The organism is Methylocystis parvus (assembly GCF_049675845.1).
Lineage (GTDB): Bacteria > Pseudomonadota > Alphaproteobacteria > Rhizobiales > Beijerinckiaceae > Methylocystis > Methylocystis parvus_A.
The window spans coordinates 3,894,548-3,920,619 of record NZ_CP187161.1 but is presented as its reverse complement, the minus strand read 5'-3'; the positions used below and the strand labels follow the sequence as shown (position 1 = coordinate 3,920,619).

General features: G+C 66.4%; 30 protein-coding genes and 2 pseudogenes. 20 read left to right on the top strand and 12 right to left on the bottom strand.

Going from position 1 to position 26,072, the window contains the following annotated elements; translation table 11 throughout:
• Positions 1–3 precede the first annotated feature (3 nt).
• The 3 genes from queG (at position 4) to ACPFMJ_RS20210 (ending at position 3,482) form a co-directional block, all read left to right on the top strand.
• A complete protein-coding gene (gene queG / locus ACPFMJ_RS20220) occupies positions 4–1,128 on the top strand; it encodes a tRNA epoxyqueuosine(34) reductase QueG (protein ID WP_424361678.1) in 1,125 nt (374 codons plus the stop codon).
• 102 nt (positions 1,129–1,230) lie between these two features.
• Complete coding sequence (locus ACPFMJ_RS20215) at positions 1,231–2,463, top strand: hypothetical protein (RefSeq protein ID WP_424361677.1); 1,233 nt, start codon at positions 1,231–1,233, stop codon at positions 2,461–2,463.
• Positions 2,464–2,477: 14 nt separating this feature from the next.
• Complete coding sequence (locus ACPFMJ_RS20210; RefSeq protein ID WP_424361676.1) at positions 2,478–3,482, top strand: WD40 repeat domain-containing protein; 1,005 nt, start codon at positions 2,478–2,480, stop codon at positions 3,480–3,482.
• Here the strand turns inward: ACPFMJ_RS20210 and ACPFMJ_RS20205 are convergent.
• Positions 3,479–3,991: a hypothetical protein gene (locus ACPFMJ_RS20205; protein ID WP_424361675.1), complete on the bottom strand. Its 513-nt coding sequence runs from the start codon at positions 3,989–3,991 to the stop codon at positions 3,479–3,481. The two genes, ACPFMJ_RS20210 and ACPFMJ_RS20205, sit on opposite strands and share 4 nt — an antisense overlap.
• 181 nt (positions 3,992–4,172) lie before the next feature.
• Between ACPFMJ_RS20205 and ACPFMJ_RS20200 the strand changes: the two genes are divergently transcribed.
• The 3 genes from ACPFMJ_RS20200 (at position 4,173) to ACPFMJ_RS20190 (ending at position 6,021) form a co-directional block, all read left to right on the top strand.
• The gene (locus ACPFMJ_RS20200; RefSeq protein WP_424361674.1) at positions 4,173–4,403 is read left to right on the top strand and encodes a hypothetical protein; all 231 of its coding nucleotides are present in this window, start codon (positions 4,173–4,175) and stop codon (positions 4,401–4,403) included.
• Positions 4,404–4,414: 11 nt separating this feature from the next.
• Positions 4,415–5,218, top strand: a complete 804-nt coding sequence (gene thiD / locus ACPFMJ_RS20195; RefSeq protein ID WP_424363922.1) for a bifunctional hydroxymethylpyrimidine kinase/phosphomethylpyrimidine kinase — start codon at positions 4,415–4,417, stop codon at positions 5,216–5,218.
• 80 nt (positions 5,219–5,298) lie between these two features.
• Positions 5,299–6,021 carry a hypothetical protein gene (locus tag ACPFMJ_RS20190; protein ID WP_424361673.1) on the top strand — a complete coding sequence of 241 codons (723 nt, stop codon included), beginning with the start codon at positions 5,299–5,301 and terminating at the stop codon, positions 6,019–6,021.
• 123 nt (positions 6,022–6,144) lie between these two features.
• Here ACPFMJ_RS20190 and ACPFMJ_RS20185 read toward each other — a convergent pair whose 3' ends face one another.
• Entirely contained in the window at positions 6,145–6,594 is a 450-nt protein-coding gene (locus ACPFMJ_RS20185) for a GatB/YqeY domain-containing protein (protein ID WP_424361672.1), read from the bottom strand.
• A 183-nt stretch (positions 6,595–6,777) separates the two neighbouring features.
• Here ACPFMJ_RS20185 and carA point away from each other — a divergent pair, with 183 nt between their 5' ends.
• Both carA and ACPFMJ_RS20175 read left to right on the top strand, forming a co-directional pair.
• Positions 6,778–7,962: a glutamine-hydrolyzing carbamoyl-phosphate synthase small subunit gene (gene carA, locus ACPFMJ_RS20180; RefSeq protein WP_424361671.1), complete on the top strand. Its 1,185-nt coding sequence runs from the start codon at positions 6,778–6,780 to the stop codon at positions 7,960–7,962.
• A 39-nt stretch (positions 7,963–8,001) separates the two neighbouring features.
• Positions 8,002–8,874 (top strand): hypothetical protein, encoded by an 873-nt coding sequence (locus ACPFMJ_RS20175; protein WP_424361670.1) that lies wholly within the window; start codon positions 8,002–8,004, stop codon positions 8,872–8,874.
• Here the strand turns inward: ACPFMJ_RS20175 and ACPFMJ_RS20170 are convergent.
• From ACPFMJ_RS20170 to ACPFMJ_RS20160, 3 genes are all read right to left on the bottom strand, one after another.
• The gene (locus tag ACPFMJ_RS20170; RefSeq protein WP_424361669.1) at positions 8,859–10,487 is read right to left on the bottom strand and encodes a copper resistance D family protein; all 1,629 of its coding nucleotides are present in this window, start codon (positions 10,485–10,487) and stop codon (positions 8,859–8,861) included. The two genes, ACPFMJ_RS20175 and ACPFMJ_RS20170, sit on opposite strands and share 16 nt — an antisense overlap.
• On the bottom strand, positions 10,488–10,844 hold the full coding sequence (locus tag ACPFMJ_RS20165; RefSeq protein ID WP_424361668.1) for a copper resistance CopC family protein: 357 nt from the start codon (positions 10,842–10,844) through the stop codon (positions 10,488–10,490). It lies immediately after the preceding gene.
• 97 nt (positions 10,845–10,941) lie between these two features.
• The gene (locus ACPFMJ_RS20160; protein WP_424361667.1) at positions 10,942–11,646 is read right to left on the bottom strand and encodes a GyrI-like domain-containing protein; all 705 of its coding nucleotides are present in this window, start codon (positions 11,644–11,646) and stop codon (positions 10,942–10,944) included.
• Positions 11,647–11,796: 150 nt separating this feature from the next.
• Between ACPFMJ_RS20160 and dapF the strand changes: the two genes are divergently transcribed.
• Both dapF and ACPFMJ_RS20150 read left to right on the top strand, forming a co-directional pair.
• The gene (gene dapF, locus ACPFMJ_RS20155; protein WP_424361666.1) at positions 11,797–12,657 is read left to right on the top strand and encodes a diaminopimelate epimerase; all 861 of its coding nucleotides are present in this window, start codon (positions 11,797–11,799) and stop codon (positions 12,655–12,657) included.
• Positions 12,654–13,823: a MiaB/RimO family radical SAM methylthiotransferase gene (locus tag ACPFMJ_RS20150; protein WP_424361665.1), complete on the top strand. Its 1,170-nt coding sequence runs from the start codon at positions 12,654–12,656 to the stop codon at positions 13,821–13,823. The genes dapF and ACPFMJ_RS20150 overlap by 4 nt, the downstream gene beginning before the upstream one ends.
• Here the strand turns inward: ACPFMJ_RS20150 and ACPFMJ_RS20145 are convergent.
• Positions 13,807–14,010 carry a hypothetical protein gene (locus ACPFMJ_RS20145; RefSeq protein ID WP_424361664.1) on the bottom strand — a complete coding sequence of 68 codons (204 nt, stop codon included), beginning with the start codon at positions 14,008–14,010 and terminating at the stop codon, positions 13,807–13,809. The genes ACPFMJ_RS20150 and ACPFMJ_RS20145 overlap by 17 nt on opposite strands.
• A gap of 194 nt (positions 14,011–14,204) precedes the next feature.
• On the opposite strand from ACPFMJ_RS20145, the gene ACPFMJ_RS20140 reads away from it, so the two are divergent.
• On the top strand, positions 14,205–14,915 hold the full coding sequence (locus tag ACPFMJ_RS20140) for an XRE family transcriptional regulator (RefSeq protein WP_424361663.1): 711 nt from the start codon (positions 14,205–14,207) through the stop codon (positions 14,913–14,915).
• Between the two features lie 3 nt (positions 14,916–14,918).
• Here ACPFMJ_RS20140 and ACPFMJ_RS20135 read toward each other — a convergent pair whose 3' ends face one another.
• Together ACPFMJ_RS20135 and ACPFMJ_RS20130 are read right to left on the bottom strand one after the other, a co-directional pair.
• Complete coding sequence (locus ACPFMJ_RS20135) at positions 14,919–16,106, bottom strand: PQQ-dependent sugar dehydrogenase (protein WP_424361662.1); 1,188 nt, start codon at positions 16,104–16,106, stop codon at positions 14,919–14,921.
• Positions 16,107–16,201: 95 nt separating this feature from the next.
• On the bottom strand, positions 16,202–16,624 hold the full coding sequence (locus ACPFMJ_RS20130; RefSeq protein ID WP_424361661.1) for a PRC-barrel domain-containing protein: 423 nt from the start codon (positions 16,622–16,624) through the stop codon (positions 16,202–16,204).
• Positions 16,625–16,845: 221 nt separating this feature from the next.
• Here ACPFMJ_RS20130 and ACPFMJ_RS20125 point away from each other — a divergent pair, with 221 nt between their 5' ends.
• Positions 16,846–17,553 carry a YjbE family putative metal transport protein gene (locus tag ACPFMJ_RS20125; protein WP_424361660.1) on the top strand — a complete coding sequence of 236 codons (708 nt, stop codon included), beginning with the start codon at positions 16,846–16,848 and terminating at the stop codon, positions 17,551–17,553.
• A 95-nt stretch (positions 17,554–17,648) separates the two neighbouring features.
• Here the strand turns inward: ACPFMJ_RS20125 and ACPFMJ_RS20120 are convergent, their stop codons facing one another.
• Positions 17,649–18,518 (bottom strand): tetratricopeptide repeat protein, encoded by an 870-nt coding sequence (locus ACPFMJ_RS20120; RefSeq protein ID WP_424363921.1) that lies wholly within the window; start codon positions 18,516–18,518, stop codon positions 17,649–17,651.
• Between the two features lie 128 nt (positions 18,519–18,646).
• A pseudogene (gene rpsU / locus ACPFMJ_RS20115) lies at positions 18,647–18,865 on the bottom strand (30S ribosomal protein S21); the annotation flags it as partial.
• A gap of 223 nt (positions 18,866–19,088) precedes the next feature.
• On the opposite strand from rpsU, the gene ACPFMJ_RS20110 reads away from it, so the two are divergent.
• From ACPFMJ_RS20110 to ACPFMJ_RS20090, 5 genes and pseudogenes are all read left to right on the top strand, one after another.
• Entirely contained in the window at positions 19,089–19,277 is a 189-nt protein-coding gene (locus ACPFMJ_RS20110; protein ID WP_424361659.1) for a hypothetical protein, read from the top strand.
• A gap of 89 nt (positions 19,278–19,366) precedes the next feature.
• Positions 19,367–20,044 (top strand): annotated as a pseudogene (locus tag ACPFMJ_RS20105) (metal ABC transporter ATP-binding protein); the annotation flags it as partial.
• The gene (locus ACPFMJ_RS20100; protein WP_424361658.1) at positions 20,034–20,903 is read left to right on the top strand and encodes a metal ABC transporter permease; all 870 of its coding nucleotides are present in this window, start codon (positions 20,034–20,036) and stop codon (positions 20,901–20,903) included. The pseudogene ACPFMJ_RS20105 and the gene ACPFMJ_RS20100, both read left to right, overlap by 11 nt.
• Entirely contained in the window at positions 20,903–21,775 is an 873-nt protein-coding gene (locus ACPFMJ_RS20095; RefSeq protein WP_424363920.1) for a metal ABC transporter solute-binding protein, Zn/Mn family, read from the top strand. The genes ACPFMJ_RS20100 and ACPFMJ_RS20095 overlap by 1 nt, the downstream gene beginning before the upstream one ends.
• Positions 21,776–21,921: 146 nt before the next feature.
• Positions 21,922–23,106 carry a CobW family GTP-binding protein gene (locus ACPFMJ_RS20090; RefSeq protein WP_424361657.1) on the top strand — a complete coding sequence of 395 codons (1,185 nt, stop codon included), beginning with the start codon at positions 21,922–21,924 and terminating at the stop codon, positions 23,104–23,106.
• 4 nt (positions 23,107–23,110) lie between these two features.
• Here the strand turns inward: ACPFMJ_RS20090 and ACPFMJ_RS20085 are convergent, their stop codons facing one another.
• Positions 23,111–23,377, bottom strand: coding sequence for a hypothetical protein (locus ACPFMJ_RS20085; protein ID WP_424361656.1), 267 nt, complete (start codon positions 23,375–23,377; stop codon positions 23,111–23,113).
• Between the two features lie 127 nt (positions 23,378–23,504).
• Between ACPFMJ_RS20085 and ACPFMJ_RS20080 the strand changes: the two genes are divergently transcribed.
• The gene (locus ACPFMJ_RS20080) at positions 23,505–24,053 is read left to right on the top strand and encodes a YqhA family protein (protein ID WP_424361655.1); all 549 of its coding nucleotides are present in this window, start codon (positions 23,505–23,507) and stop codon (positions 24,051–24,053) included.
• 61 nt (positions 24,054–24,114) lie between these two features.
• Here ACPFMJ_RS20080 and ACPFMJ_RS20075 read toward each other — a convergent pair whose 3' ends face one another.
• Positions 24,115–24,639 (bottom strand): DUF6101 family protein, encoded by a 525-nt coding sequence (locus ACPFMJ_RS20075; RefSeq protein WP_424361654.1) that lies wholly within the window; start codon positions 24,637–24,639, stop codon positions 24,115–24,117.
• Positions 24,640–24,867: 228 nt separating this feature from the next.
• Here ACPFMJ_RS20075 and ACPFMJ_RS20070 point away from each other — a divergent pair, with 228 nt between their 5' ends.
• Both ACPFMJ_RS20070 and ACPFMJ_RS20065 read left to right on the top strand, forming a co-directional pair.
• The gene (locus ACPFMJ_RS20070; protein ID WP_424361653.1) at positions 24,868–25,692 is read left to right on the top strand and encodes a 3'(2'),5'-bisphosphate nucleotidase CysQ; all 825 of its coding nucleotides are present in this window, start codon (positions 24,868–24,870) and stop codon (positions 25,690–25,692) included.
• Positions 25,689–25,943: a DUF4170 domain-containing protein gene (locus ACPFMJ_RS20065; protein WP_424361652.1), complete on the top strand. Its 255-nt coding sequence runs from the start codon at positions 25,689–25,691 to the stop codon at positions 25,941–25,943. Before ACPFMJ_RS20070 ends, ACPFMJ_RS20065 begins: the two co-directional genes overlap by 4 nt.
• Positions 25,944–26,072: the final 129 nt, after the last annotated feature.

Sequence of the window (26,072 nt, the reverse complement as noted above, 5' to 3'; positions counted from 1 at the left end):
CCCATGGACATCAAAGGCGCGATCCGCGCCCACGCCCTTTCGCTCGGCTTCGACGCCTGCCGCTTCGCGTCAGCCGAGACGAACCCTGCTCTGGCCGATCGGTTGCGCGAATGGCTGGCCGAGGGCGCCCATGGCGATATGGACTGGATGGCGGAGACCGCCGAGCGCCGAGCGTCCCCGACGGCGCTTTGGCCGGCGGCGCGCAGCGTCGTCATGCTCGGCCTCAATTACGGCCCCGCTTCGAACCCGCTCGCGACGCTCCGAAACCGCGACCTCGGGACGATTTCGGTCTATGCCCGTCATCGTGATTATCACGACGTCATCAAGGGCCGGCTGAAACAACTCGCCGCCTTCATCATCAAGCGCGTGGGCGGCGGCGAGGTGAAGGTCTTCGTCGACACCGCCCCTGTGATGGAGAAGCCGCTCGCGCAGTCGTCGGGGCTCGGCTGGCAGGGCAAGCACACAAATCTCGTCTCGCGCGAGTTTGGTTCCTGGCTGTTCCTCGGAGCGATCTTCACCGACATCGACCTCGACCCCGACCCGCCGGAGCCGGACCATTGCGGCTCCTGCCGTAACTGCCTCGACGCCTGTCCGACGGACGCCTTCATCGGTCCGTATCGGCTCGACGCGCGCCGCTGCATTTCCTACCTCACCATCGAGAACAAGGGGCCGATCCCGCGCGACTTCCGCGCCGCCATCGGCAACCGCATCTACGGCTGCGACGACTGTCTCGCCGTCTGCCCCTGGAACAAGTTCGCGCAAACGACCCGTGAGGCGAAGCTCGCAGCGCGGCCGGACCTCGAAAACCCTCCACTGGCGGAACTCGTGCGGCTCGACGACGCCGGTTTCCGTGCGCTCTTCTCGGGCTCCCCCATCAAGCGAATCGGCCGCGCGCGCTTTATCCGCAATGTCCTCGTCGCCATCGGCAATAGCGGCGACCCGGCGCTCGCCGCCGAAGCGGAGCGGCTGCTTCGGGACGACGACCCGCTGGTGCGCGGAGCCGCCGTCTGGGCGCTGGCGCGGCTCGCGCCACAACGGCTCGTTGCATTGCAACCACTTTTCGCTTCGGACCCCGACGAAACCGTGCGGGAGGAGTGGGCAAAAGAGACACACCAAGGGAAAATTTAGCGAGTCGCGGCAATTCGTGCGCCGCAACACGCTTGCCCTGCGCGGTTTCGATCTAATCTGAACGTGGAAGACCCGACTCAGCCCCGCCGCCGATCCACTGGAATGATCAACTTTTCGAGACGACCCGCCGACGACCCCGCCGAAGAGGCCGCCCGCCTCCTGCTGCGGCTCGGCGTGTTCATGCTCTTCGTGATCTCCCTCCTGGCGCCGATACTCGCGCGGCAGACGGTCTATATCCTTCTGCCTGTCGGCGCGGCGCTTCTTCTCGCCTCGGCCGGCCTCTCCGAGAATGGGCGCGCGAGCGGCTCGCTGCGGGCGCTCGTCGTGTCGCCGCTCGTCTGGGCCGCGCTCCTGCTCGGTCTCTGGGCCGGCGTGTCGCTCATCTGGACGCCCTTCGAGGGACCGGCCGAGCGCTTCGCAAAGGCGGCGGCCACCATGGCGCTCGTCGCTGCGGCCGCGGGCGTGATGCCGCTACGGACGAAGACGTCCAACCTCAATCTGCTCCCCATCGGCGTGGGCGTGGCCGCCGTGGCGCTCGCGGCGATCACGCTGCTGATGGCGCCGAAATACACGGTCGAGGACATTCTCGACGTCGGCCCGCTCGGCCGCGCCGGCCTCGGCCTCGCGCTTCTCGTTTGGCCGGCTATGGGCGCGCTCGCCGTGCGCGGGCGCTGGATCATGGCGGCCGCGCTCGGGCTCACGACCTACTTCGCCTGCATCCTCGCCAACGCGCCGAACGCCCTTCCGGCGCTGCTCGGCGGCGCTTTTGTCTTCGCCGTCTCCTTCGGCGGGGTTCGCACGGCGTCGAAAGCGCTGGCAGGCTTGATGGCGGCGGTCATTTTGCTGGCGCCGGCCGTGGCGCTGGCTGCGCACGTCATCTGGCCCGAACGCGCGCCGGACTTCTTCCGACACCTCGCCTTCTGGGGCCACATGATCGCGGCCGACGGACTGCGGACGCTGCTTGGCCATGGTTTTGGCTCCGCCACCTGGAGCGTGCTGCAAGGCTATCTGCCGACCGCGACGCCCCGCAGCCTCGTCTTCCAGATCTGGTTCGATCTCGGCGCGCTGGGCGCGGCGGCGCTCGCCCTGGTCCTCGCCCGCGCGAGCCTCGCGGTCGGCGAATCGCGCCCTGCCCTCGCGCCCTTCCTTCTGGGCGGCATTGCGGCGGGCTTCGTCATCTGCCTGCTCGGCCCCGCCGCAGAACAGCTTTGGTGGCTGACGCTGGCGGGGCTCGACGCCATCGCCTTCGCTCTGGTAATGCGCGGTCAGTTCCGCAAGCGCCGCCCGGTTCTGCCGATCGGCTTCGGCGCCGCCCCGGCGGACGACCCCGCCTGACGAAAGAGGCTTCCTTGGCCGAATATCCGACGCTCACCAATGCGGTCGAGCCGCTCTCCCTTGGCGACGCCGTCGTCGCCGGCGCCTGGCTCGGCGATACGCCGGCCTTCGCCCTCGCGGACGGTTCGATATCGCTTGGCGACAGCGAGCAGCGCCGCATCGCCGCACATCCCGACGCCGCCATTCTCGTGGCGGCGAGCGACGGCGGGCGCCTCGTCACCGGCGGCGACGACGGCCGCGTCGTCGCGACGGACGCAACGGGCGAGATGGAGACTGTCGCCGACGAAAAGGGCAAATGGATCGACGCGGTCGCGCTCCATGAGGGCGCCATCGCCTGGTCGGCCGGCCGCAACGCGCGCGCCCGCTCAGCCAAGGGCGAGGTCAAGTCGGTCGACCTGCCATCGACCTGCCGCGGCCTCGCCTTCTTCCCCAAAGGCTACCGCCTCGCCGCCGCCCATTACAACGGCGCGACGCTCTGGTTTCCCAACGCCGGCAAGCCGGAAATTCTGAGCTGGACGGGCTCGCATCTCGACGCGACGATCTCGCCGGACGGGCGCTTCCTCATCACCTCCATGCAGGAGAACACCCTGCATGGCTGGCGCATCGCCGACGGCAAGCACATGCGCATGGCCGGCTATCCCGGCAAGACGCGCAGCTTCTCCTGGTCCTTCGACGGCAAATGGCTCGCGACCTCCGGCGCCGACGCCTGCATCATCTGGCCCTTCTCCGGCAAGGATGGGCCGATGGGCCAACAGCCGCGCGAATGCGGCGTTCGGGTCAACGTGCCCCTGACGCGCGTGGCTTTTCACCCCGGCGCCATGGTGGTTGCGATGGGATTCGACGACGGCCTCGTCATGCTCGCCCGCGTCACCGACGGTTCCGAAATTTTGGTGCGCCGCCCGGCGGAAGACCCGAAGAACGCCCGCATCAGCGCGCTGGCCTGGGACGCCAAGGGAGCGCGGCTGCTCTTTGGCGCCGAGAATGGCGATGCTGGAACGCTGACGCTGCCGAAGGCTTAAGGGCGCCAGACGATCTCGCCCGTCGCCTTGGGCGGCCAAATGCTCACCGCCGCCTTCAGCCGCAACGCCCTTGCGCTCGCCGTCCGCCCGTCGGCGAAATAGCGGTGCATGGCTTCGCCCCCATCGTCCTCGGCAGGAATGCAGCGCCACAACACGTCGACCCGCCGCCCTTCATATCGAGAGGGATCGACCGGGCTCCTGCCGAATTTCGAGGGGCCGAAATCCGCCGTGAAGGGCTTGCGATTCCATAGCCGCGCCTCGGGGCGGCGCGCAAAGAAAGCCCAGACGTCGAAGTCGTGGACGCCTCGGCTTTGGGACGGGTCGAGAAAATGGTCCGCCGCGCCCTGACAGAGGCAGAGGCCGAGCAGGCGCTCCTCATAGAGCGCGCGCTTCTGCGGATGCTTGTCGAAGGCAACGTCGATGCGCGCGAGGGCTAATTCCGCGAGCCTATGAAGGTCGGCGCGTTCGATCGTCTCGAAAGAGCAGGCGCTGCGCGGCGCGTGGCTCATATCGTATCCGTTTGCCCTCGTCATACCCGCGCTCGTCGCGGGCATCCACGCCGGGCCGCTTCGACGACGATAACCGCGGATAGCGGAGAGAAGAAGCGAAAACGCCCGCGCCGCTGGAACGGCGGCAGAGGGCTGACGTTTGAAGCTTATCCCCTCCACCCGGACAGGCGCGAGCCAAGCCATGACCAACAAAGCCGAAAGCGACCCCCACCAGCATATCCAGAAGATGGCGGCCTATCTTCAGGAGACGATCAATCGCCTGCGCGAGGACATCGAGCAGGTCGACGAGCCGCAGCTCAAGGCCATGTTCGAGACATCGGCCGAAGTGTTGAGCGGCCTCAAAAAGGCCTATAGCGACTACGACGAGAAGAAGGAGCCGGCCTGGCCCGGCGGTCGCGAGCTGCATAGCTGAGGAGAGAGCGGATCAGCCGGAAAATCCCCAAGCTCCTTTCCATCGCGGGCTCCGATCCTTCGGGCGGCGCGGGCGCGCAGGCGGATTTGAAGACCTTCTCCGCCTTCGGCTGCTACGGCATGGCGGCGCTGACCGCGCTCACCGCGCAGAACACGCGGGGCGTGACCGCCGCCTATCCGCTCGCGCCCGACATTGTCGCGGCGCAGATCGAGGCGGTCGTCTCCGACATTCCGCCGGACGCGATCAAGATCGGCATGGTGGCGACGCCCGAGATCGCCGCCGCCATCGCCGGCGCGCTGGGCAAGACGCCACGAAATCTCGTCCTCGACCCCGTGCTCGTGCCGACCCAGGGCGCGAGCCTCGCGAGCGCGGGGCTGGAGCGCGCGCTGATCGCGACGCTGCTGCCCCTCGCCCGTCTGGTGACGCCCAACGTCTTCGAGGCCGCCGCCCTGACCGAGACGCCGCAGGCCAAGTCGGTTGACGAGCTCGCCGCGCAGGGGCTGCTGCTTGTCGAGGCCGGCGCCAAGGCGGTGCTGGTCAAGGGCGGCGACCTCTCGGGCGACCCGGTCGACGTGCTCGTCGCGGATGGCGAGACGCGTCTCTTTCACGGTCGCCGGATCGCCACGCGCCACACCCATGGCACGGGCTGCGCGCTCTCTTCCGCCATCGCCGCGGGGCTGGCCAAAGGCGAATCGCTCATCGACGCCATCGCCGCCGCCAAGATCTGGCTGGAGGGCGCACTCGAAGCGGCCGATGCGCTCGACATGGGCGACGGGCGCGGCCCCCCACATCATTTTTACGCCCTCTGGCGCTGAACCGTAAGGCCCAGCTTGGAGGGAAAGGGCTGAATTCGTATTGTCTCCGGCCAGTTTATGTTTAACGGCTTGGGGGCGACATGACTTTGGCGACGCCGACGCTCGGCCTTCGCGCGGGCAACAAGGATAGGGTTTTCTATGTCTCGATGGCCGTCGCCATGGCGACGACCGTCTTCATCGGTTTCGGGCCGACCTTCTTCTTCAAGCTTTTCTCTCAGTCCCCGCCGCTTGCGCCGCTGTTGCATCTCCACGGCGCCGCCTTCGCGGCCTGGTATGCGCTCTTCTTCACGCAGGCGACGCTGATCTCCAACGGCAGGCCCGACATCCATCGCAAGCTCGGCTATGCGGGCGCGTTCCTCGTCGCCGTCATGGTGGTTCTCGGCGTCATGGCGGCGGCGCACGCCATCCGCACCAATCACACGCCGCCGGGCCTCGACCCGCGATCCTTCCTCGTGCTGCCTTTCTTCGGCATCGGCGTATTCGCGACCCTCGCTGGCGCCGGATTTCTGATGCGCAAGCGGCCGGAGACGCACAAGCGGCTGATGCTGCTGGCCAGCATCGCCATGCTGGACGCGCCGATCGCCCGCATTCCCGGCGTCTTCGCGGTCGGCGGCCCCCTCGCCTCCTTCGGGCTTCAGGACCTCTTCATCATCGCCTGCATCGGCTACGACTTCCTCTCGCGCCGGCGAATCCACCCTGCCTATCTCTTCGGCGGACTGTTCATTCTGGCGATGCAGCCCATGCGGATCGTCGTCTCGACGACGCCCTGGTGGCTGGCCTTTGGGGATTGGCTGAAGGGGTGATGCGCCCCCTCTCCCCGCAAAGCGGGGAGAGGGCCGGGGTGAGGGGCAAGGGCCCAATCCGAGCGGATGTCGCTCTGCCCCTCACCCTGACCCTCTCCCCGTTCGCACGGGGAGAGGGAAGTATTACCCGTTCAGCGCCGCCTTCACCGCCGCGCTCGCCTTCGCGAAATCCATGCGGCCGGTATATTTCGCCTTCAGCGCGGCGACGACCTTGCCCATGTCCTTGATGGAGGCGGCGCCGGTCTCGGCGATCGCCGCCTTCACGGCTTCCGCCACCTCGGCCTCGGAGAGCTGCTGCGGCAGATAGGCGGAGATGACGGCGATCTCGCCCTTCTCCTTGTCGGCAAGGTCGGCGCGGCCGGCCTTCTCGTAGATATCCAGCGATTCCTGACGGCTCTTGATCATCTTCTGGAGCAGAGCGAGGATGTCGTCCTCGGTCAGGGTCTTCCCCGCGCCGCGCGCCTCGATGTCCTTGTCCTTGAGGGCCGCGTTGATCATGCGCAGGGCGTCGACCTTGGCGCTGTCGCGGGCCTTCATGGCGTCCTTGAGGTCCTGGTTGATCTTGTCGCGCATGTGACTTGGGGTTTCCATTTTGGGGGCGGATGGATTACATCCGTCCGACAGAATTTCTCGCGCCATGGCCGGGCTGGTCCCGGCAAGCAAGCCGACGCCGTCCCCGACGGCTCGGCGCGGCCATGACGCGCGGCGAGGCGCTGTCATAACGGCTTGCCCCGCCCGAACGCAAATGGACGGTAGATGACCCAAGACAATGGCTGGACCAAACCCGTGCACACCGGCGTGCTGGTGCTCGCAAGCGGCGAAGTGATCGAGGGCTATGGCCTCGGCGCCGTCGGCGAGGCCGTGGGCGAAGTCTGCTTCAACACCGCCATGACGGGCTATCAGGAGATCCTGACCGACCCCTCCTACGCCGCGCAGATCGTCACCTTCACCTTCCCGCATATCGGCAATGTCGGCGTGAACGAGGAAGACATCGAGACGGTCGACCTCGCAAAGAGCGCCGGCGCCGTGGGCGCCATCTTCGGCCAGAAAGTGACCGAGCCCTCCAATTTCCGCGCCGAGACGACGCTGACCGACTGGCTCGCCAGGCGCGGGATCGTCGCCCTCTACGGGATCGACACGCGCGCGCTCACCGCGCTGATCCGCGAGCGCGGCATGCAGAACGCCGTCATCGCTTTTTCGCCCGAGGGCAAGTTCGACATTCCGGCGCTCAAGGCGAAGGCCGCGGGCTGGCCGGGCATCGACGGCATGGACCTTGTCCCCAGCGTCGGCGCCAGGGAGCGCTACGACTGGAAGGAGACGCCCTGGAAGCTCGGCGCCGGCTATGGCGCCCGCGACGGGCAGGCGAAATTCCGCGTCGTCGCCATCGATTACGGCGTGAAGCGCAACATTCTGCGCCTCCTCGCCGATCAGGGCTGCGAGGTGATCGTCGCCCCCGCCACCGCGACCAGCGCCGAGATTCTGGCGCTGAAGCCCGACGGCGTGTTCCTCTCCAACGGCCCCGGCGATCCGGCCGAGACGGGCAAATACGCCGCGCCGGTCATCCGCGACCTGCTCGCGAAGAAGATCCCCACCTTCGGCATTTGCCTCGGCCATCAGATGATGGCGCTCGCCGTCGGCGCGAAGACGAAGAAGATGCCGCAGGGTCATCACGGCGCGAACCATCCGGTAAAGGACTTCACCACCGGCAAGGTCGAGATCGTGTCGATGAATCACGGCTTCGCGGTCGATCGCGACAGCCTGCCGTCAAACGCCGTCGAGACGCATCGCTCGCTCTTCGACGGCTCCAATTGCGGCATCGCGCTGACCGATCGCCCGGCCTTCTCGGTGCAGCACCATCCCGAGGCTTCGCCCGGCCCGCAGGACAGCCACTATCTGTTCCGGCGTTTCGTGGAGATGATGGAGAAGGCGAAGGCGGCGTAGCCGTCTTCCAACCGCGCGCAACGCGCGAAGGAGGCGGCGTTGGCGAGCGTCAGGAGCGTCGTCAAATTCCTTGGCCTCGGCGCGCTCGCCGCCGTCGCGGCCGTCGCCGCCTCGCTTGTCGCCCGACCTCAGCTCCGCGCGGAGCTGATCGCGGAGCTGAACGACCCCGCCGGCCTTCCTACGCTTGAGGACGACCCGCGCGTTCATTCCGAGCCGGAAGCGCGCGCCTGCGCGGAGGCCGTCGCGGACGCCCTTCCCGACGCCATCGCCAAAATCGAGGCTGCGCATGGCCGCCCCTTCGCCAGGCCGCCCATCGTCGCCGTTTTCGCGGATGAGGACGCCTATGCGCGCGCCAACGGTCTGGGCGACGCGGATGTCGCGGGCGTCTCGCGCGCCGGCCGGGCGATGCTCTCGCCCTATTTCTGCGCCCATGAGCGCTACCGGCTCGGCAGCGTGCTCGCCCACGAATTGTCGCATGTCCATTTCTTTGGCTGGCGCCCGCGCGGGACGCCGCGCCCTCCGCAATGGTTCACCGAAGGCCTCGCCGTCATGGCCTCTGACGGCGGCGCGGCCGAGAGCGTGACCGACGCGCAGGCGGCGCAGGCGATCCGCGACGGCTATGGCGTCATTCTCGACGCGACGCCCTGGTCCGATTTCCTCGCGATCCCCTTCGCCGCCGAGCCGCCCTGCGGCAAGGGCTGCGTCGTGAGAAGCTTCCGGCAGCGGCTCGCCTATCGGCAGGCGGCGATCTTCGTCGCATGGCTGCGCAGGAGCGACCCTGACGGCTTCTCGCGGCTGATGCGGGCGCTGGAGGGCGGCGCGGATTTCGACCCGGCCTTCCGGGCGGCCTATGGCGCAACTCCGGCGGAGCGCTGGAAGGATTTCACCGCGACGCTTCAGGCCTCGCGATAAAAAATCAGCGACAGGCCGACGATCATGAACGCCACCGGCCAGACATAGCCGGCGATCTTCTTCGCCCCGCCGTCGAGCCGCAATTCCAGCCAGCGCGACCAGCCCGCCGCGACGCCCGCAAGCGCGAGCGGCGTGTGGGTGATCTCGATTAAGGTCTCTTCCTTGAGATTGGCGAGCGCGTGGGAATGAGTGAGCAGGAAAGCCCCTGCCGTCGCCACGCTGATCGGGAAGACATAAGCCGCCCACCACGCCTTGATGCGGCCGAGCCGCACCTGCCATTCGAAGAGGCCGAAGGCGACGATGAGCAGCGTCAGCAACCGGTGCTGCGCGATCTCCGGATCGCGCAGGCTCTCGATGAGGCCGAGGCGCCCCAGCGGCCAGACGGATTCGTCCGCGCGCAGGAAGAGGAAGCCGGCGAGCCCGAGAAAGACGAGCGGCCAATGCTGCATGATTGGCGCAAGCCGCTTGCTGGCGCGCTCCAGCAGCGCCATCACGCCCATGACGAAGACGAAAATCCCCGCCCAATGGTGGTTATATTCCGACCAGGCGATGTCGGCCGGCGTGCGCGGCGGATAGGCGCCGGGCGGCAGCTCTTTCAGCGCCTCCGGCGGCAAAGCGGCCGAGAGAGCTTCGAAATCGGGGCTTTCAAGCCGGATCGGGAAGCGCGGCTCCAGCCGATCGACGATCTCGGCGAAGCTGGCGCGGTCGTTCGGCAGATCGCGCGCCGGCGGCAGAGAGGCGAGCGAGGCCGCGCAGAAGATCACGGTGAGGCCGACGCCGATCTCCGTCTCCGCGAAACGGCGCGTGCGCAGCAGCGGGCCGGCGGGGTCGTTCTTGAGCTTGCGGACGGCGAGAAAGTTCAGCCCGCCGAGCAGCAGCAGGCCCAGCAGCAGGATGATCTTGGCGCTGAGCATCAGGCCGTAGGACGTGCCGTACATGGCGGGGGGCGCGCCGACATAGAAGACGGCCATCAGCACGCCGCCTAGAAGCAGCGCCGCCACCGCGCCAACGGACATATGGGAGAACCGCCGCGCGACGAGCGCGCGCGCGCCGGGATCGGCGACGTCTGTCAGCGCCATCAGAAAAAAGGGGATCCCGCCGATCCAGACGGCGGCGCCGATCATGTGCAGGAACTCGGCCGCCGAGAGCGCGACGGCGCCGTCGAACTGGCTGACGGCGTGGGTCGAACCCGCCTGCACGCCGAGCAGCAGCGCCGACAGCACCGGCGCCGCCGAGCGGATGGCGACGCCGCCGCGCCGCGCGCGCCAGGCCGCGAGCGCGATGACGCCCGCGAGGACGCCCGCCATGAGATCGACCGCGACGGCGCGGGCGCCGGCGGCCTCATGGACCGGGATTTCGAGCGTGCCCATGAGCATGACGGTGAGCGCGGCGGCGGCGAGCGCCTCGGAGCCGGCAAGCGCGCAGGACGCCATGAAGACGAGCCGCAGCGCCCGGCGCTCCAGCGCCTCGCCCGCCCCCGCAAGCCGCGGCGCGAGCGGCCAGACCAGCATCAGCAGAAAGGCGAGGCCGCCGACCGTGACGCTCTGCGCCGCAAGGATGAATCCCCGCAGCACGACGGCCAGAAAACCGTAAATATCGACGAAGAGCTGCATTCAGCGGCTCACGGTGAAGGGAATGTCTCCCTGGGTGATGTGGCCGTCCGGGCTCAGCGTCTGCCAATGCAGGCGGTAGCGCCCCTGTGTCAGGCCCGTCGCCCTGGCCTTCAGCGTATCGGCGTTGTCCCCGTCGAGAACGGGAAGAAGGACGGCGTCGCCGTCGATCTTGAAGAGCTTCAGATAGGAGCGCGCGGCGTCGATCCGGCTGTTGAAGCGGATCTCGATCCCGAGCTCGTCGGTCTTGACGGTGTCCTGGGGATGGGGCGTCGAGCCCAGCACCAGCGCATGGGCCGATGCCGGGTCGCAGGCGAATGTCGCGAGGGCGCAGGCGCCCAAAAAACGGAACAGCTTCATGAGTCGACCCGCAGCCGCCCGGATGGGCTCAAGTCCCGCCGATTAGCCGATTCCGCGCGGCCTTAGCAATGGCTCCGCCCTTGCCGCATTTTGTCGCTTACTTCAGGAAGACGTAGATATCGACGTCGACGCTAGCGTCTTCGCCTTTGAAATCAGTGAGATATTCCTCGATGATGAGATCCTTGGTGTCGAGGCCCTTCTCGTCGAGATAGGCGGCGATCGCCTCATAGGTGGCGTCGATTTCGTCGTAAGAGCCGCGATGCTGGAATTTCAGCGCCTTGCCCGCCGGCGACGCGCCGATCTCGACACCGTCCGAGAGCTTGGGCTTCCCCTCGGGCGCGGCGGCGAGCGGCGCCATGGCCTCGAAGGCGAACCCCGTGTCGTCCGTCTTGGTGAAGACCGCGACGGGGCGGCCGTTCACCGTCAATCCGGCCTTGGCGACGGCGGCGTTGAGCTTTTTCATCGCCTCGGAAAGCGTCTTGGCTGCGCCTTCCCATTTCCCCTGCCCCTTCAACACCGCAGCCGGGCGCGCATCGACGGTAACGGTCTCGCTCATCACGGATGGCGCCGCGTCGGGCGTCCCGGGCTTGGCGGCGTCGGGCTTTTCGCCGGGCTTGGCGGCCTCGGGCGCGGCGGGCGCCTGCGTCGCGGCGGTCTTGGCGGGCTTGTCGTCCTCCTCGGACGGGCCGGGGAACATGCGGCGTTCGGCGATGATCGCCGCAGAGGCCACGAGAAGCGTGAAAATGGCCAGCGCCCGCCAATGGGTCTTCAGGGCGTCGATCAGACCCGGTTCCTCGTCCATTCCTGCTGCGTCCCTTTTCGGCGAAAGCGATTCGTGAGCCACTCTTGGCGCGCAATTGCGACAGGCGTCGGGCGACGCGGTCGCGCGCCCTCGAAGTAGCGCTGAAGCGACGCAGTCTCTATATACGACCGCGTCTCAATGGAAAGACGAATGGCGCATCCGCTCGACAATCATCCGATCCTGCGCATGAACGGCGCGGGCAACGAAATATTGGTGCTCGACCTGCGCGGGACGGCGCATGTGCTCGCCCCGGAAGAGGCGCGCGCCATCGCGGCGGCGCCCCGGCTGCGCTTCGACCAGCTCATGGCGCTGCACGATCCGGCCGCGCCGGGAGACGACGCCTTCATGCGCATCTACAATATCGACGGCTCGCTCTCCGGCGCCTGCGGCAACGGCACGCGCTGCGTGGCCTGGGCCCTGGCGCGCGAAGGCAAGGAGCGGCTCTCGCTCGCGACCGACGCCGGACGCATCGAAACGCGGCGCGAGGCGGAGACGCTCTTCACCGTCGACATGGGCCGCCCGCGTCTCGACTGGCGCGACATTCCGCTGGCGCGCGAAGCCGACACGCGCGCCGTAAACCTCGACCCGCCCGTCGCCGGCGCGCCGGCGCAGTTTTCCGCCGTCAGCATGGGCAATCCGCACGCGGTCTTCTTCGTCGCCGACGCCATGGCGATTGCGCTCGAAGACCTCGGGCGGAAGATCGAGCGTCACCCGCTCTTTCCCGAGCGCGCCAATGTCTCCTTCGCGCAAATCCTCTCGCGCGACGACATTCTTCTGCGGGTCTGGGAGCGCGGCACGGGCGCGACGAAGGCCTGCGGCTCCGCCGCCTGCGCGACCCTCGTCGCGGCAGTCCGTGCGGATCTAACGGAGCGGCGGGCGCGCGTGCGTTTGCCGGGCGGCGACCTCCACATCGAGTGGCGCGCCGACGATCATGTGATGATGACGGGGCCCGTCGAATTCGAGTTCGAGACGCGGTTGAGCCCGAGCCTTTTCGAAGGCGCGGCGGCGTGAGCGCGCGGACGGGAGAGCTTGCGCCAAAGGCGGAAGTTCTCACCTTCGGCTGCCGCCTGAACATGGTGGACAGCGAGGAGCTGGCGCGCCAGCATCCCGGCGCGGTCGTCGTCAACACCTGCGCCGTCACCAATGAAGCGACTCGGCAGGCCCGCCAGGCGATCCGCCGCCTGCATCGCGAGCGCCCAGAGGCGCAAATCGTCGTCGCCGGCTGCGCGGCGCGGATCGACCCACAAAGCTTCGCGACGATGGACGGCGTGACGCGCGTCGTCGCCGAGGAACAGACCAATCGCGCGCGCGCGGCGGAAGAAGGCACGCGCGGCTTTCTCGCCGTGCAGAACGGCTGCGACCATAGCTGCACATTCTGCATCATCCCCGCGGGTCGCGGCGCCTCGCGCTCCGTCTCGCCGCAGGAGGCGGTCACGCAGGCGCGCGCGCTGGTCGAGAGCGGCAAGCAGGAGATCGTTCTCACCGGCGTCGATCTCACCAGCTACGACGCCGACGGCATGAGGCTCGGCGGGCTCGTGCGTCTCCTTTTACGGGAATTGCCGACGCTTGCGCGGCTGCGCCTCTCCTCTATCGACTGCATCGAGGCGGACGACGATCTCGTCGCGGCGCTCGCCGAAGAAGAGCGCCTCTGCCCTCACCTACATCTATCGTTGCAGGCGGGTGACGACCTGATCCTCAAGCGCATGAAGCGGCGCCATCTGCGCGGCGACGCCATCCGCTTCTGCGCGGCGTTGCGAGAAGCGCGGCCCGACATCGTCTTCGGCGCCGATTTCATCACCGGCTTTCCGACCGAGACGGAAGAGATGTTCGACCGCACGCTCGCGCTCGTCGAGGAATGCAAGCTGACGCATCTGCATGTCTTCCCCTTTTCCGCGCGACCCGGCACGCCGGCGGCGCGCATGCCGCAACTTTCGCGCGACATCGCCAAGGAGCGCAGCGCACGGCTACGCGAAGCGGGCGATCGCTCGCTTGTCCGTCATCTCGACGCGCAAGCGGGAAAAACGCTGCGCCTTCTCACCGAACGCGGCGGCGGCGCTCGCGCGGCTGATTTCACGCTGGCGCGCACTCCCGGCGTCGAGGCCGGGCGCATGATCGACGCGCGCGTAACCGGGCATGACGGACGCGCCCTGACGGTCGCGCCTATCGCGTCTTGGTGAGCGCGTTGGTGCGGTTGCGGATCACTTCGAGCAGCGCCTCGCACAAAGTCGCGGCGACGGCTTCGTCATTTTGCTGCGAGAGCGCGCAGCGAAAGGCCGCCACGATCTCCGCATAGGCCTCGGCTCCATAGAGATTCATCACCGCGCTCAACATGCCGATCGCGGTTTCCTCGACAGAGGCTCCCATGAAATTCCCCGTGAAATTGGTGACGTAAAACGCGACTGCTCCTGCGGATTCGCGCGGGCAGCCATGGCCTCGATTGGAAATTCCGTTACTGTGGCGGCGGTTAATTGGAGAGCGCTCCGCAAAGACGAACTGCGGCCCTCCAATCCGCCACAGGTGATTGAGCTTAACCATGACAGAGCGAATGTCAACCATTCATGGTGGATGACGTGCCGGATTCGCCGCAAAGCCACCTCCAGGATTTCGCGGAGCGCGTGCGCGCATTGATCGCGCCATTCGGCTCGATCGCGAAGGCCGCAAAGGCTCTGGAGATTCCGGAGAACACGCTGCGCCGCGCCTGCGCCGGCCGCAACGAACCGCAAGCGCCCCTGCTCATTGCGCTTTCCCAGAAGCTCAACGTGTCGATGAGCTATCTGCTGGGTCTCTCCGACGACCCTGTCATATCCGCGTCTCCGGGCATGAAGCCATCGCCTCAATTCGAGTTCGCGCGCGTCCCGAGCCTCGACGCCGAAGCCGCCGCCGGCGATGGCGTCGAAACGTCGGCCGTCGCGATCGAAAACATGCTTGCTTTCCCGCAGTGGATGCTACGCAAGCTCGCCCCGCCCGGCGCCAAGCTCTCCTTCATGCGCGCAAAAGGCGACAGCATGAGCCCGCTCTTCAACGACGGCGCGCTGCTTCTCGTCAATGAGAGCGACGCGCGGCTCAAGCAGGACGCCGGCGCGCGGCCAGATGTCTATGTCTTCCAGCAGGACGGCGCGCTGCGCGTGAAACGGCTGCGCCTGAAGCCCAATGGCGACGTCATCATCGGCAGCGACAATCCGGCTTACGATCCGGAATTTCACAGGGCCACCGATGCCAAGCGCCTGAAGCCGCTGGGGCGCGTTATATGGTGGGACGACCGGCTGTGAACTCTACTTGCCGCGATAGACGATGCGATAAATCGCGCCGTTCTGGTCGTCCGTGACCAGCAGCGATCCGTCGGGAAGTTCGGCGACATCCACGGGCCGGCCGAGATAGCCGCCCCGTCCCGTGTTCCAGCCCTCTGCGAAAGGCGCGCTCTCGCCGCCGTCTCCATTGGGACCGGGCGTCGTGAACATCACCCGCGCGCCAACGGGAACGCTACGGTCCCACGAACCGTGCTGCGCGGAGAAAATCCCACCGCGATATTTTTCGGGAAACATCGCGCCGCCATAGAATGTCAGGCCGAGATCCGCGGCGTGCGCGGCTTCCTCGACCTGCGGAAAGACGACGTCCTTCGGCGGCGCATCCTTCGCATATTCATGCGTGCGCACATGGCCGCCGCCATACCAGGGAAAGCCGAAATTAAGGCCGGGCCTGTCGGCGCGGTTGATTTCGCCGGGCGGAATGTCGTCGCCCATGCTGTCGACCTGATTGTCGGTGAACCAGAGCCGGCCCTTGTCGTCGAACGCCATCCCGACCGAATTGCGGATGCCGGTCGCGAAGACCTCGCGGCCGGAGCCGTCCTGATTCATGCGGATGATCCCGCCAATGCCAGTCTTTTCGTAAAGCGGCAGCTTGTCGCGCGGGGCGACGTTATGGGGCTGGCCGAGCGCGATATAGAGCTTCCCATCCGGGCCAACCTTGCAGACGCGGGCGGAATGGCCTCTGCTCTCCTCGCTGCGCGGAATGAGCTCGCCAGCCTTCACGATGGTCTTGGCGACAGAGGCGGCTTCGCGCCATTTATTCTCAGCGTCGTCGATGCGCGTCACGCGGTTGCGCTCGACGAGGAAGAGCGCGCCCTCCTTCGACAGGCACACGCCATGCGGCATGACGAGGCTTGCGGCGGGCGCCAACAGATCGACGGACGTCGCCCCGCCGTCGCCGGGCGTGATCACATAAGCGCGCTTCTCGTCCGTGCCGACGAAGATGGCCTTGCCGTCGCGTCCGACGGCCAGCGTTCGCGCATTGGGCGCCAGCGCGTAAAGCGAGATGGAAAAGCCGTCGGGCAGCCTGACTTGCGAGAGAACGCGCTCGATCTCGCGCCGCTGCGCTTCCGGGTCGGGAGCGCGTCCCGCGAGCGCGTAGGCGCCCATCGCGGCAAACAGCAACAGAAGCGCCAGCCGGAAAAGTCTTTTCATCGCAACCGCTCGAAATTCGCCTCTGCCCAGGAAGAATGCAGCAATCCAAACGTGAAGCAAGGCCGCGACCGCGGCCTTGCTTCTTTAGTCGGCTATCAGAAGCCCGCGGTCTGATCCGTGCCGCGATTCTGCGACGACGTGGACGAGCCCATGCCGGACGCGCCGCCCTCTTCCCAATAGGGCTTCGAACCGAAGTGCTGATGCAGGCGCGATTCCCAATCGCGATTCGACCAGCTCGACTCGTCGTATTCCGGCGCATTCTTCAACTGATCCTCGGTGACGTTCGTCACATAGCCGCCGAGATTCGTGTCGTATTTGAACGCCTTCCACGGCAGCGGGTGCTCGCCCTCGCCAATGCCAAGGAAGCCGCCAAAGGTCATGATCGCATAGCGAATGACGCCCGAAACCTTGTCGATCATCAGGTGGTCGATCTGACCGATCTTGTTGCCCGAAGGGTCATACACGGCCGTCCCCTCGACATTCTCGCTCGAGATCAGATTGCCGCTCTGCGTCGCCATTCCCATCGTCGCCTCCTAAAAGCGCGTTGCGAACCTTTTCACAGGCCCGCTGAGCCCAGAGAACAAATCTTCGCAGCAAATGTTCCCGGACGGCGGACAGTCCGGCGGCGCCGTATCTGGCGACAGATGCCCGGCCCACGGCAGCCGTGCGGCTTTCGCGGGGAACGAAAACAGTCTATTGCAGCGCCGACGGCCCCAAGAGGCGCGCAGGAAAGGGAAGTATGGGCTCGGAAATCGCGGTCAGCTGGGAAGTGCTGGAGATCATCTGGATCAACATCCTGCTTTCCGGCGACAACGCCATCCTCATCGCCCTCGCCTGCCGCGGATTGCCGGTCAAGCAACGGCGCTGGGGCGTGTTCCTCGGCGCGCTGGGCGGCGTGATCCTGCGCGTGATCTTCACGCTGCTCGTCGTCCAGATGATGAGCATTCCCTATCTCAAGGCCCTCGGCTCGCTGCTGCTCCTGCTTGTCGCCGTGAAGCTGCTGATCGACGAGACCGAACACTCCGACGTGAAGGCGAAGCCGGACCTCATGGGCGCGGTCATCGCGATCATCATGGCGGACGCCGTGATGTCGCTCGACAATGTGCTCGCAATCGCGGCCGCCGCGCGCGGCTCCACCTATCTCATCGTCTTCGGTCTCGCGCTTTCCGTGCCCATCGTGATGTTCGGCGCGGGCTTCCTGCTCAAGGTCCTGGAGCGCTTCCCGGCGCTGGTCTGGGCGGGCGCGGGGCTGCTGGGCTGGGTCGCGGGCGATATGGCGGGGTCGGACCCCGCCGTGCTCGAACGTCTGCACGGCGTCGATCACGCCATGCTGGAGCGTATTTTGTCGGGTGGCGGCGCGGCGTTCGTGCTGCTCGTCGCCTTCGCCATCAAGGTCTATCGCCAGTGGCGAGAAGACCGCAGCGATGAAGAGCGGCGGGAAAAATAACGCCGGGCGCGGCCATCGCTGCGTGAAAAGGCGCCCGCATAAAGGAAAAGCCGGGAGGCGTTCGTCGCGAAGTCAGCCTCGCGCGAGCTTTGGCCTCAGCCGCGCAGGCCTTGTTTCGCGACCGGCTGCTGCGGATCGAGCTGCAAGGCGCGCTGATAGGATTCCTGCGCCTTCTGCTTGCTGCCGTTCTTGTCATAGGCGAGACCGAGCCACGCCCAGGCGAGCGCGCTCTTGTTGTCGACGTTCAGAGCGGCGTTGAAGTCCTCGATCGCCTTGTCATATTTGCCGAGCGCAACGAGGCTCTCGCCACGCGCCTGATACGGCGCCGCCGCGAAAGGATCGCGGTCGATGGCGTTGTCGAAATCGCTGACGGCCTTGGCGTTGTCGCCGCGCTTCTGATGGATCAACCCGCGCGCATGGAAAGCCTGCGCATTTTCGGGATTCAAGCGGATGGCGTTGTTCAGGTCCTCGAGCGCCTGGTCGAGATTGCCCTGCGCGCGAAGCAGATTGGCGCGGCCGATATAGGCGGGCGCGTGATTGGGATTGGCCTGGATGGCGCGGTCGAAATCGGCGCGGGCCGTGTCGTTCTGTCCGGCCTGACGGCTCGCCAGCGCGCGATTCGTGTAGGCGGCGGCGTTATTGGGATCGATTTTGATCGCCTGGGAGAAGTCGCCGATGGCCTCGCCGAATCGACCCACGCGGGCGTAAGCGACGCCGCGCGTATTATAGGCCTCGGCGCTGTTGGGATTGCGCCGGATGACTTCGGTCAGCGAATCGAGATTGGCGGAGGCGGCCTTTGGGTCGGTGTCCGTGATCTCGGCGATGCCGCGGCCCGGCGGGCGAATGCCGCTCGCCGTCTCGCAGCCCGCGAGCAAGAGCGCGGACAGCGCCGCGCCGCTCAGGAGCCATGCACGTGGCGAGAGAAGAGACAAGCGAAACGACGACGCCGCTAGGCGGAAGCCCATGCCTGAAACCCTCTCGACATTATTTTGGAGCCAGCTCATTCCTTGCCGGACGCGGTTAAAAAAGCGTCTCCATATGGCAGGAATTCGACGGAATCAGCGCCCCTCGGACGTGATCAGCGGCCCGTAGCCTTGGCCTTGACCGGCAGCAGACCTTCACGCTGCAGCTTCTTGCGGGCCAGCTTGCGGGCGCGGCGGACGGCTTCGGCCTTCTCGCGGGCGCGCTTCTCGGACGGCTTCTCGTAGTGTCCGCGCAGCTTCATTTCGCGGAAGATGCCTTCACGCTGCATCTTCTTCTTCAGCGCCTTCAGAGCCTGATCGACATTGTTGTCGCGAACGAGAACTTGCACGAAACCATCCTGCCTGTCTGTGGCGGCCCAGCGGGATTGCTTCCCGTGAGTCTGTCCGAATTGGGAATAGGTCGCCGGGCGCTGACGGAGCGCCTGACCCGTGAGTTGGGGAGATAGCAGAGTCGGGGGGCCCTGTCCATGGTCGAGGGCGCGGAAAAATGCGGCGCGGCCGCACAGGCCGGAGACGCTTGCTCCCGCGCTGCGTTATATTATAACGTCCGGCATGACCGACGCGACCACTCATCGTCACGCGCACGACCACGCCTCGGAAAGCGTCATCGGCGCGCATGATCACGGCCGCATCGCCCCAGCCCGCGCTTCGCTGCTCGAGGCCTCCGCGGCCGCCCGCGTCACGGGGGTCTGTCTCGTTCTCGTCGCACTTTGGGCCGGCGTGTATTGGGCGCTGCATTGAGGACAGTCGCGACGCCAGGGCCGATCCGCCTCGTCAATCTGACGCTGGGCTATGACCGGCGGCCGGCCGTGCACCATCTCGAAGGCGAGATCGCGCCGGGCGCCGCGCTAGCCGTCTGCGGCCCCAACGGGGCCGGCAAATCCACGTTGCTGAAGGCTCTGGCTGGCCTCCTGCCGCCGCTTGGCGGGCGGATCGAGCGCGCGGGCGCTGCGCGGGACATCGCCTATCTGCCGCAACTCGTCGAGGTCGACCGCTCCTTCCCCATCAATGTGCGCGACTTCATCGCCATGGGCGCCATGCGCCGCGTTGGCCTCTTTGGCCGCATCGGCGCCGAGGAGCGGGATCGGACTGCGCAGGCCATCGCCCGCGTCGGCCTCGCCGGCATGGACGACCGGCCGATAGAGACGCTGTCCGGCGGGCAAATGCAGCGCGTGCTCTTTGCGCGCCTCATCGTCCAGGACCAGCGCGTGATCCTTCTCGACGAACCTTTCGGCTCGATCGACGAGGCGACGACGCAGGACCTGCTCGCCCTCGTCGCCCAGTGGCGCAGTGAAGGCCGAACTGTTGTCGCCGTCCTGCACGAGCTGGATCTCGCGCGCCGCGCCTTTCCGGAGACGCTGCTGCTCGCCCGCGAGCGCATCGCCTGGGGCGAGACGCGCGCGACGCTCTGCGCGGAAAATCTCGCGAGGGCGCGGGCAATGTCCGAAGCCTATGATCGCGCGGCGCGCGAATGCCTGCGCGACGAAGAAGCCGAACATGCTCACTGACGTCTTCATCTCGCCTTTTCTCGACTATGAATTCATGCGCCGCGCGCTTGTCGGCTCGCTGGCGCTCGCGCTCTCCGGCGCGCCGCTCGGCGTGTTCCTGATCCTGCGGCGCATGTCGCTCGCGGGCGACGCGCTGTCTCACGCCGTTCTGCCCGGCGCGGCGGTCGGCTATCTCGTTGCGGGCCTTTCCCTTCCGGCGATGACCTTCGGCGGCCTCGTCGCGGGGCTCGTGGTCGCACTGGCGACAGGCGCCGCGTCGCGCTTCACGACCTTGCGCGAAGACGCGTCTCTCGCCGCCTTCTATCTGGTTTCCCTCGCGCTCGGCGTTACCCTCGTTTCCCTCAAGGGATCGAGCGTCGACTTGCTGCATGTGCTTTTCGGCTCCGTCTTCGGCCTCGACGACGCCGCGCTGATCATGCTCGCCGGCGTCTCGACGCTGACGCTCGTCACGCTCACAATCTTCTATCGCGCGTTGGTGATGGACACGCTCGATCCGCTATTTCTGCGCCAGACGAGCGGGATGGGCGAAATCGTTCCCTTCCTCTTCCTCGGCCTCGTCGTTCTCAATCTCGTCGCGGGCTTTCAGGCGCTCGGCACGCTGATGGCCGTGGGCCTCATCATGCTGCCCGCCGCCGCCGCGCGACTCTGGACGCATGAACTTTCCGTCGCGCTTCCTCTTTCGGCGGCAGTCGCGGCGCTCTGCGTCTATGCGGGCCTCGTCTTTTCCAACGAGACGGGAGCGCCCACCGGCCCCGCCATCATCCTTGCGGCCGGCCTTTGCTATTTCGCTTCGCTGATATTCGGCCGCGCCGGCGGCGTCCTGCGGCTCAAGCGGCCGCGCCGGCATTTGGAGGGATGATGATCACACGCCGCCTTTTCATGGCCTTCGCCGCCGCTATCCTCGCCGCGCCCGCCATCGCCGACGACAAGCTCCCCGTCGTCGCGAGCTTCTCCATCATCGGCGACCTCGTGAAGGAGGTTGGCGGGGACCGCATTTCCATCACGACGCTTGTGGGGCCTGATGGCGACGCTCACGTCTATCAGCCGACGCCCGCCGACGGCCGCAAGATCGCCCAAGCGAAGCTCATCTTCGTCAACGGGCTCGGCTTCGAGGGCTGGCTGGAGCGCCTGATCGCCGCCGCCAGGAGCAAGGGAACGATCGTCACGCTCGGCAAGGGCGTCGCGGCCAGGCCCGGCGAGGAAGGGACCGACCCGCACGCCTGGCAGGACGTCGCCAACGCCAAGATCTACGTCGCGGAAATCCGCGATGCGCTGATCTCCGCAGATCCGCAGGGCGCTGACGCCTACCGCGCAAATGCGGCCGCCTATCTTGCGAAGCTCGACGCGCTCGACGCGGAGATCGTCAAGACGCTGGACGCCATCCCGAAAGATCGCCGCCGCGTCGTCTCGACCCACGACGCCTTCGGCTATTTCTCGGCGCGCTACGGCGTCGAGTTCATCGCGCCCCAGGGCGTCTCGACCGAAGCCGAGGCCAGCGCCCGCGACATCGCCCGCATTATCGTGTCGGTGAAGGCGAACAAGGTCGGCGCGGTGTTTCTGGAGAACATCTCGGACCCCCGCCTCGCCAAGCGCATCGCGGCCGAAACCGGCGCCCGCGTCGGCGGCACGCTCTATTCCGACGCGCTGTCGGAGCTCAAGGAAGGCGGCGCGAATTATATCGACATGATGCGCCACAATGTTAGAGAATTGACGAAAGCCCTGGCGCCGTAATGAGCGCCTCCGATGTGCCCTCACCCTGAGGAGGCGGCGAGAGCCGCCGTCTCGAAAAGCGAGGGCTGCGCCCGCTGCACATCCTTCGAGAGGGCGCTTGCAGCGCCTCCTCAGGATGAGGTTGGGATATTTGCAAGGAAGCACGCGTGACCGAAAAAATTCCCGTGACCGTTATCACCGGCTATCTCGGCGCCGGAAAAACGACCCTTCTCAACCGCCTCCTCACCGAGCAGCACGGCCGCCGCTACGCCGTCATCGTCAACGAGTTCGGCGAGATCGGCATAGACAATGACCTCGTCGTGGGCGCGGACGAGGAAGTGTTCGAGATGAACAATGGCTGCATCTGCTGCACGGTGCGCGGCGACCTCATTCGCATCATCGAAGGGCTCATGCGCCGCCGCGGCAAGTTCGACGCGATCATCGTCGAGACAACGGGCCTCGCCGACCCCGCCCCCGTCGCGCAGACCTTCTTCGTCGACGCCGACGTCAAGGACGCTGCGACGCTCGACGCCGTCGTGACCGTCGCCGACGCCAAATGGCTGAGCGATCGTCTCAAGGACGCGCCGGAAGCCAAGACGCAGATCGCCTTCGCCGACGTCGTCATTCTCAACAAGACCGACCTTGTCTCCAAGGAGGAACTCGAGGAAGTCGAGGCCCGCATTCGCGGCATCAATCCCTACGCCACGCTGCATCGCGCCGTGAAGGCCAATGTGCCGCTCGACGCCGTGCTGGGGCGCAACGCCTTCGATCTCGACCGCATTCTCCAGATCGAGCCGAATTTCCTCACCGTCGAGGAACATGATCACGACCATGACCATGATCACCACCATCATGGCCATGCGCATCACGATCATGACCACGAATGCGGTCCCGGCTGCGACAACCCGGAGCATCACCATCACGATCACGCGCATGAGCATGAGCATCGTCATGAGCACGATCACGAATGCGGCCCGGAGTGCGGGCATGACCCTCATCACCATGATCACCACGACCATGACGCACATGGCCATCTGAAGGCGATCCACGACACCGAGATGCAGTCGATCTCGCTGCGTCATCCCGGCGAGGTCGATCCAGAGCGTTTTGTGCCCTGGCTGAACGAACTTGTTCAGAAGGAAGGGCCGGACATCCTGCGTTGCAAAGGCATCGTCGCCTTCAAGAACGAGCCGCGCCGCTTCGTCTTCCAGGGCGTTCACATGATTCTCGACGGGGATCTGCAGCACGAGTGGAAGGACGGCGAAAAGCGCGAGTCCCGACTCGTCTTCATCGGCCGCAAGCTGAAGGAAGACCTGATCCGCAAGGGGTTTGAAAGCGTCGTCGCGCCCTGAACCGCTACAACTGGATTCGCCAGGATTTGGGGGCGTGAGCGTAGGTTCCGCCCCACCCCTGGCGCTGTTGGGTCACGCGCGCATGGCTCTTGTTCGCTTCATGCCGGCCGTAAAGGCAACCGCCAATCGCGCCCAACACGCTGTGATGGCCGGCATAATGTCCCAGCACGCCGCCCACGAGAGTTCCCTTGATGCAGCCCTTCGCCTCGGCGACGGCCGGCGGCAGCGCAATAAACAATAGCGCGGAAAGAAGAATGGCGGTTTTCTTCATGGCGTCACCTCGGTGAAGAGGAACCGCGCCTCCGGGCCTTTGTTCCGGGAGGCCGACAAGATTGCCGCCCTGCTTCCCAGGCCTAAATCCTGTCGCGAGCGGCGCGCCGGCCGCCTGCGAGGCCGCCATGCTGAAGCGCCTGCTGGAGCATTACCTGTTCCTGTCGCGCTGGCTGCTCGCGCCCTTTTTCGTCATGCTGACGCTTGGGCTCTTCGTCCTGATGGTGAACGCCGCCCGGCATCTGTTGTCGATTCTGACGTCGATCGGCTCGAACACCGAAGACAGGGTCATTCTCGGCCTTCTCGGCCTCATCGACAGCACGCTCACCGGCGCGCTCGTCCTGCTCGTCACGTTTTCGCTTTATGAGAATTTCGTCTCCAGCGTCCCGGCGACGCGGCGCGACGGCCTGCCGAACTGGATGGGCGGGATCGATTTCACGCAGCTCAAACTGAAGCTTCTCACGACCATCGTCGCCATCTCGGCGATCAAGCTGCTGGAAGCCTTCATGGACATTCCCAAAATCGACGACCGCGACCTCAATTACTACATCGCGATCCATCTGACATTCGTGGTCTCGACCGTCCTTTTCGCCTTCTCGGATCGCGTCACGATCTCAGGCCAGGTCGAGAAGAGAAGCGACGAGACGCCCAAAGGAGAGGCGGGCGAACGCGATTAAAGCTCCTGGGCCTCGCCAAGCCCCTCGCCAAGCCCCTCGCCAAGCCGGCGAGTATGAGCGATCACTCGTAGCAGATGATCTCGCGCTCGCCGGCGAAGACCTCCGCCATGCGCGCGGTGACGCCGGGCTTGCGGCGCATCAGGAAACGCGGACGGCGCTGGCGGAGGGCGGCGTGGCCCCGGCGCGGATAAAAGACGAGCGCGCCGCTGATCGCGTCCACTTCCGCAAGCACGCCATTCTCCGTCGACAGGCGCGGCAGGCCGAGATAGCTCGCCCAATATTTCCAGTCCGCGGCGGCGTCGCCGCTATCCTGCGTCTCGGCCAGCACCACGTCGAGATCGCGGTCGCGATGGGCGAGCGACAGGCGGTAGCAGGGCGCGCCGTCGCGGCCTTCCACCACGTCGAGCGCGACGCCGTCATAGGCGGGAACCGGCACGGAAATCATCATGTCCACGCCACTGAAACGGCGGGAGATCAGAATGTCGCTGCTCGTGACCCGCACCCGGCGCGCCCCGCCGTCCGCCCGCCAGTCGCGTTGCACGAGAAGCGCTTCCTCGGTTTTGCGCGCTTTGTTGGCTTCGAACATGGACCCCTCCCAGAAAATCGGGCTCGAACTCTTTCGTCCGGGCGACTCTGGCGCGGGGGCGCCGGCGAAAGCGCTAACAAGCCTGGTGAATCCGGCGTAAACCATTGGCTTTGCGCCATAATTGCGCCCACAGGGTAAATGGCTGGAAACGGAAATGTTCAAATTGTCGGCGTTTCGCATCTGCGAACGTCTTGCGGGCGAGCGGCGCGTCCCCTACTGCTTTGAGCGATGCCCCTCGCCGAATCCGACCTCCCTGCCTTTCTGACGCGCCTCGAAGCCGTCGCGCGCGAGGCGGGCGACATCGCCATGGCCTATTTCCGGCCGGGCGCGCGCACCGCCGCCGCTGTCAGCTATAAAGGCGGCGGCTCGCCGGTCACCGAGGCGGATTTCGCCGTCGACCGGTTCCTCTTCGAGCAGATGCGACGGATGGCGCCCGAGGCCGGCTGGCTCTCCGAGGAGACAGCCGACTCGGACGAGCGCCTGTCGCGCGAGAGCCTCATCATCGTCGATCCAATCGACGGCACCCACGCCTTCACTCGCGGCGACGAGCGCTGGGCGGTCTGCATCGCGCTCATCGAGGGCGGACAGCCGATGGCGGGCGTCGTCCACGCGCCGGCGCGCGGAGAGACCTTCACCGCCGCGCACGGCCACGGCGCTTTCCTCAACGGCGAGCGTCTCGCGGCTGCGACGCGCGCCGCAATCGCCGGCTCCCTCGTCATCGCGCCGCGCCCGCTGCATTCGCGCATCGCCGCCCTGCCCCAGAACATCGCCATCGCGCCGCGCACGCCTTCCCTCGCATTGCGGCTCGTGGACATCGCCGCCGGCCGCCACGACCTCGTCATCTCCTCGCCCAACGCTTGTGATTGGGACATAGCCGCCGCCGACGCCATCCTGCGCGAGGCGGGCGTCGCGCTGGAGGAAGTCGAAAACGGCGAACTCACCTACAATCGCAGTTCGTCCAAGCGGGGTATGCTCGTCGCGGCGCCGAAATCCCTCATCGAGGAAACCCGCAATATCGCCCGGACCATTTCGGAAGGAATTGACTGGTCATGACAAAGCACGCGTCGTCCGCGAAAACTGAAAAGCAACTGCTGCATCTCGTCTTCGGCGGCGAACTCCAGGCGCTGGACGGCGTGGCCTTCCGCGATCCCTCCAAGCTCGACATTGTCGGCATCTATCCGGACAATGACAGCGCGCTCGCGGCGTGGAAGGCGAAAGCGCAGTCGACCGTGGACAACGCTCACATGCGCTATTTCGTCGTGCATCTCTACAAGCTGCTCGATCCCGATCACGACAAGCTGTAAGGCGAGCAGGCGTTTCGACGCCTTCCAAAATTCGCCCGTTTCGAGAAGAATAAATCGTCCCGTCTCGCGACGCGCGGCATCGCTGCGCATCGCATTCGGCGCCGCCCGGAGCAAAGCGCGGCGGCTTTC

Coding starts and splice junctions, on each gene's coding strand:
- carA (WP_424361671.1), top strand. CDS start 6,778: ATGACCCAAGACAATGGCTGGACCAAACCCGTGCACACCGGCGTGCTG.
- ACPFMJ_RS20145 (WP_424361664.1), bottom strand. CDS start 14,010: ATGGGAGCCTCTGTCGAGGAAACCGCGATCGGCATGTTGAGCGCGGTG.
- ACPFMJ_RS20205 (WP_424361675.1), bottom strand. CDS start 3,991: ATGAGCCACGCGCCGCGCAGCGCCTGCTCTTTCGAGACGATCGAACGC.
- ACPFMJ_RS20075 (WP_424361654.1), bottom strand. CDS start 24,639: ATGTTCGAAGCCAACAAAGCGCGCAAAACCGAGGAAGCGCTTCTCGTG.
- ACPFMJ_RS20185 (WP_424361672.1), bottom strand. CDS start 6,594: ATGCGCGACAAGATCAACCAGGACCTCAAGGACGCCATGAAGGCCCGC.
- ACPFMJ_RS20095 (WP_424363920.1), top strand. CDS start 20,903: ATGATCACACGCCGCCTTTTCATGGCCTTCGCCGCCGCTATCCTCGCC.
- ACPFMJ_RS20200 (WP_424361674.1), top strand. CDS start 4,173: ATGACCAACAAAGCCGAAAGCGACCCCCACCAGCATATCCAGAAGATG.
- ACPFMJ_RS20085 (WP_424361656.1), bottom strand. CDS start 23,377: ATGAAGAAAACCGCCATTCTTCTTTCCGCGCTATTGTTTATTGCGCTG.
- ACPFMJ_RS20190 (WP_424361673.1), top strand. CDS start 5,299: ATGACTTTGGCGACGCCGACGCTCGGCCTTCGCGCGGGCAACAAGGAT.
- dapF (WP_424361666.1), top strand. CDS start 11,797: ATGGCGCATCCGCTCGACAATCATCCGATCCTGCGCATGAACGGCGCG.
- ACPFMJ_RS20135 (WP_424361662.1), bottom strand. CDS start 16,106: ATGAAAAGACTTTTCCGGCTGGCGCTTCTGTTGCTGTTTGCCGCGATG.
- ACPFMJ_RS20110 (WP_424361659.1), top strand. CDS start 19,089: ATGACCGACGCGACCACTCATCGTCACGCGCACGACCACGCCTCGGAA.
- ACPFMJ_RS20080 (WP_424361655.1), top strand. CDS start 23,505: ATGCTGAAGCGCCTGCTGGAGCATTACCTGTTCCTGTCGCGCTGGCTG.
- ACPFMJ_RS20130 (WP_424361661.1), bottom strand. CDS start 16,624: ATGGCGACGCAGAGCGGCAATCTGATCTCGAGCGAGAATGTCGAGGGG.
- ACPFMJ_RS20125 (WP_424361660.1), top strand. CDS start 16,846: ATGGGCTCGGAAATCGCGGTCAGCTGGGAAGTGCTGGAGATCATCTGG.
- ACPFMJ_RS20100 (WP_424361658.1), top strand. CDS start 20,034: ATGCTCACTGACGTCTTCATCTCGCCTTTTCTCGACTATGAATTCATG.
- ACPFMJ_RS20170 (WP_424361669.1), bottom strand. CDS start 10,487: ATGCAGCTCTTCGTCGATATTTACGGTTTTCTGGCCGTCGTGCTGCGG.
- ACPFMJ_RS20070 (WP_424361653.1), top strand. CDS start 24,868: ATGCCCCTCGCCGAATCCGACCTCCCTGCCTTTCTGACGCGCCTCGAA.
- ACPFMJ_RS20165 (WP_424361668.1), bottom strand. CDS start 10,844: ATGAAGCTGTTCCGTTTTTTGGGCGCCTGCGCCCTCGCGACATTCGCC.
- ACPFMJ_RS20215 (WP_424361677.1), top strand. CDS start 1,231: ATGATCAACTTTTCGAGACGACCCGCCGACGACCCCGCCGAAGAGGCC.
- queG (WP_424361678.1), top strand. CDS start 4: ATGGACATCAAAGGCGCGATCCGCGCCCACGCCCTTTCGCTCGGCTTC.
- ACPFMJ_RS20120 (WP_424363921.1), bottom strand. CDS start 18,518: ATGGGCTTCCGCCTAGCGGCGTCGTCGTTTCGCTTGTCTCTTCTCTCG.
- ACPFMJ_RS20065 (WP_424361652.1), top strand. CDS start 25,689: ATGACAAAGCACGCGTCGTCCGCGAAAACTGAAAAGCAACTGCTGCAT.
- ACPFMJ_RS20140 (WP_424361663.1), top strand. CDS start 14,205: ATGGTGGATGACGTGCCGGATTCGCCGCAAAGCCACCTCCAGGATTTC.
- ACPFMJ_RS20160 (WP_424361667.1), bottom strand. CDS start 11,646: ATGGACGAGGAACCGGGTCTGATCGACGCCCTGAAGACCCATTGGCGG.